The 3,200-nt window shown below is 61.4% G+C and carries 3 protein-coding genes; 1 reads left to right on the top strand and 2 read right to left on the bottom strand.

Annotated features, from left to right (window positions below; all coding sequences use genetic code 11):
• Positions 1-60: 60 nt before the first annotated feature.
• Entirely contained in the window at positions 61-720 is a 660-nt protein-coding gene (locus RY1_RS01730) for a DUF8020 domain-containing protein (RefSeq protein ID WP_245819458.1), read from the top strand.
• A 54-nt stretch (positions 721-774) separates the two neighbouring features.
• Here RY1_RS01730 and pabB read toward each other — a convergent pair whose 3' ends face one another.
• Together pabB and RY1_RS01720 are read right to left on the bottom strand one after the other, a co-directional pair.
• Complete coding sequence (pabB, locus tag RY1_RS01725; RefSeq protein ID WP_072801783.1) at positions 775-2,838, bottom strand: aminodeoxychorismate synthase component I; 2,064 nt, start codon at positions 2,836-2,838, stop codon at positions 775-777.
• Positions 2,839-2,847: 9 nt separating this feature from the next.
• Positions 2,848-3,180, bottom strand: a complete 333-nt coding sequence (locus RY1_RS01720) for a chorismate mutase (protein ID WP_072801782.1) — start codon at positions 3,178-3,180, stop codon at positions 2,848-2,850.
• Positions 3,181-3,200: the final 20 nt, after the last annotated feature.

Below are 3,200 nucleotides of genomic sequence, written 5' to 3'. Positions count from 1 at the left end.
ATTTCGATGACACTGAATTTCGATTATGCATTCACGCAGCGGCGGTTTACGAATACCATCGTGACCTACGCACATTCGTCGAACTACGGTCTGGGGATGCCTGTGAAGCGGATCAAGTCAGTATCAGCGCAAGTTGTCGCCGTGTTGGCAGCCACGACGGTCGCCGTTGCGATGGCGAGTGGAACGGCTTCCGCCGAGCCCACTTCCACCACGGAATCGGTCGGCTACCACACGTCGGTCACACCGGACGGTGCCGTGCGCACCGTCCTCGACGCCGGTGCATTCAGAATCGACGCCTCGGGATCGGCAGTCGATATCGTCGGCGAGTCCGGGGCGGTTCTGGCAAAAGTGCCACTGACCTACACGGTCGACGGCGCGTCGTACTCGATCGCGCCGCTGGTTGCGGGGGAGCGGCAACTGTCGTTGGTCCCACAACCGGCCTCGTTGGTCACCGATGTTGCAGGTCCGGTGACCAAGCAACAGGCATTGGACAACGTGATCGGCCAGATCGGCACGGGACTGGTGGGCGGCGGTGCGGCAGGAGCAGCGATCGGCGCCGCGCTCGGACTCGCCATCGGATGTGTGTCGATTTTCCCGAACTTCATCTCGGGCTGCATAATCGGTACCGCGATCGGTGTGGTGTCCGGGACGATCATCGGGACCGTGAACGCAAATCCGGGCATTCAACCCGCTGTGGTCGAGTACTTCAACACTCCATAGGAGCGACGTTCGATCCGGCGACACGTTCGATCAGGCACGGCAATCGGACGGGCGCTACGTGCTCGTCCGGTTGCCGTTGCAGTTGCCGTTGGCGTGAGTGAGTGCTCGCCGCATTGATACGGCCTTGACCATCGTCTCGGCGAATTCTTCTTCAGGGTCCGACAATGCGACGATCGCGCCTCCGACTCCGAACGTGACCTCGTGCTCGGTCGAGACGATCGTACGGATGACGATCGAGAAGTCCGCGGTGCCGTTCAGCGAGAAGTAGCCAATGGCACCGGAATACACACCTCGTGGTCCGTCCTCCAGCTTGTCGATGATTGCCATGGTTCGGATCTTGGGTGCACCCGTCATCGACCCTCCGGGGAACGCCGCCCCGACGCAGTCGACTGCGGACGCGTCGTCCCGCAGCCGACCCCGGACAGTCGAAACCAATTGGTGCACAGGCGCATACGTCTCGACGTCGAACAATTTGGGGACATGAACCGACCCCGGTACACATACGCGTGTCAGATCGTTGCGCACCAAGTCGACGATCATCAGGTTCTCGGCTTGGTCCTTCTCGTTGCCGAGCAGATCCGAACGCAGCGCCTCGTCTTCGGCAGCACTCTTCCCTCGGGGGCGTGTGCCCTTGATCGGCTTGGATTCGACGATTCTGTCGGCATCGATTCGGAGAAAGCGTTCCGGTGACGCGCTCGACACGGACAGGTCCGAGAAGTCGAGGAACGCGCTGTACGGCGTCGGGTTGATCTCGCGGAGATACGAATACGTACCGAGGGCGTCGATCGGCCCAGGGAAGGTGGCAGTGTTGGTCAGGCATACCTCGTAGGTCTCACCGGATCGGATGTCGGCCAGGCACTGTTCGATGAGGCCGATGTACTTGGCGCGATCGTGCCGAAGAGGTAGCTCGGATTCGACGGTGGGCGCCACGAGAGGTGTGTCCGGCGTGTTGCTGTAGCCGCGGACGGAATCGAGAGTCGTCAGCGCACTTTCGATGGTATCGAACCACTCCAGCGTTGCTGGTTCGTCATGTTCGGAGACCAGGGCCATCGCGTAGCACTGGCCCGATTCGTGGTCGAAGACCAAGGCGCGATCGGCGAACACCATCGACGCATCCGGTGTGGACGCAGTATGGACGAGCTGACCACCCAGGTCGGCTTTGAGCTCGTAACCGAGGTATCCCACATAGCCGAGCGCAAACGAGAACGGGTGGTTGTGCAGGGGCGGAACGGCTCTCGTCTTCATCTGGTGATTCAAATATTCGAAGAAGGTCGAGTCGATCGAGTCCACCGTGCCATCGCTGTGTCGAACTTCGACTCTCGCCTCGGCGACGCTGTACGTGACGTACTCGGCGCGTGGACCCGAACTGTCGCCCATCACGGAGAATCGAGAGTCCGGTTCCACGGCCGAGCTGCCGTCGAGCCAGAAACTGTTGGGGCCCTCGGCGAACAGTGCACGGAACACCTGCTCGGTATCGAACTGCCAGTCGAAGCACCGTGTGTCGATCGTGAAGGGGTACGGGGCCGTGTCCAGATCCGCGACGGGAACCGTGAGATCGCGGAAATTGGCGAGTACTTCACGCCCGTACTCCGTACTGATCGACTCGGGGTGGAACTGCACGCCCCACAGCGGCAACGTGCGGTGACGAACTGCCATCACCAGACCATCCTCGGTCCAGGCACACGGTTCGAGTTCCTCGGGTAGTTCGATTGCCAGCAACGAGTGGTACCTCACCACCGAGAACGGTGACGGAAGGCCGGCGAAGAGGTCGATCCCGGAGTGGGTTATCTCCGAAATTCGCCCGTGCATCGGCAGGGGTGCGAGGTCCACCCGGCCGCCCAGTAGATGGCAGATCGCTTGGTGCCCAAGGCATACGCCCAGAACAGGGAGCCCGCATTCGGTGATCACTCTTGCGCTGATTCCGAGATCGTGTGGCGTCGTCGGGCGACCGGGACCGGGGGAGATGACGACGTTGTCGTACAGAGTGAAATCCAGCGACTCCCAGGCGACGTCGTTCTTGACGACGACGGGAGGCATACCGTTCACCTCGGCGAGCAAGCCGTAGAGGTTGTATGTGAAGGAGTCGTAGTTGTCCACGAGCAACGTCCGAACCGCCATGACAATCGCCTATCGTCGCTGCGTGTTCGATGCGGTGCGGGATACGGCGGGCTCGGATTCGATGATGGCGTCCTCCACACGGCACGCTTCTGCGATCAGGGTCGAATACACCGAGACGAGAAACTCTTCGGACAGATCGTGGGCGCGCGCAAACACACGCGCACGCTCCTGGACGACTCCGACTCGCGCAGGCTGCATCATCGGAATATCGAACGCGCGCTTCACATGCGCCACCCGTGCGCACACGTCGATTCGATCACGGATCGATTCCAGAAGGCGTCGGTCGATCTCGTCGAGTTCGTCGCGCAAAGAACGCAATCGGTTGTCGATATCTTGGCTCACGTGCCGCTGCCCCCCTCGGT

It is taken from the genome of Rhodococcus yunnanensis NBRC 103083 (assembly GCF_001895005.1).
Taxonomy (GTDB): Bacteria; Actinomycetota; Actinomycetes; order Mycobacteriales; family Mycobacteriaceae; genus Rhodococcoides; species Rhodococcoides yunnanense.
The sequence above is the reverse complement of the archived record's forward strand: the minus strand, read 5'-3'. Positions and strand labels throughout refer to the sequence as shown.

What these genes read in the sequence shown, in the direction of transcription:
- pabB (WP_072801783.1), bottom strand. Translation starts at nt 2,838, where the DNA reads ATGGCGGTTCGGACGTTGCTCGTGGACAACTACGACTCCTTCACATAC.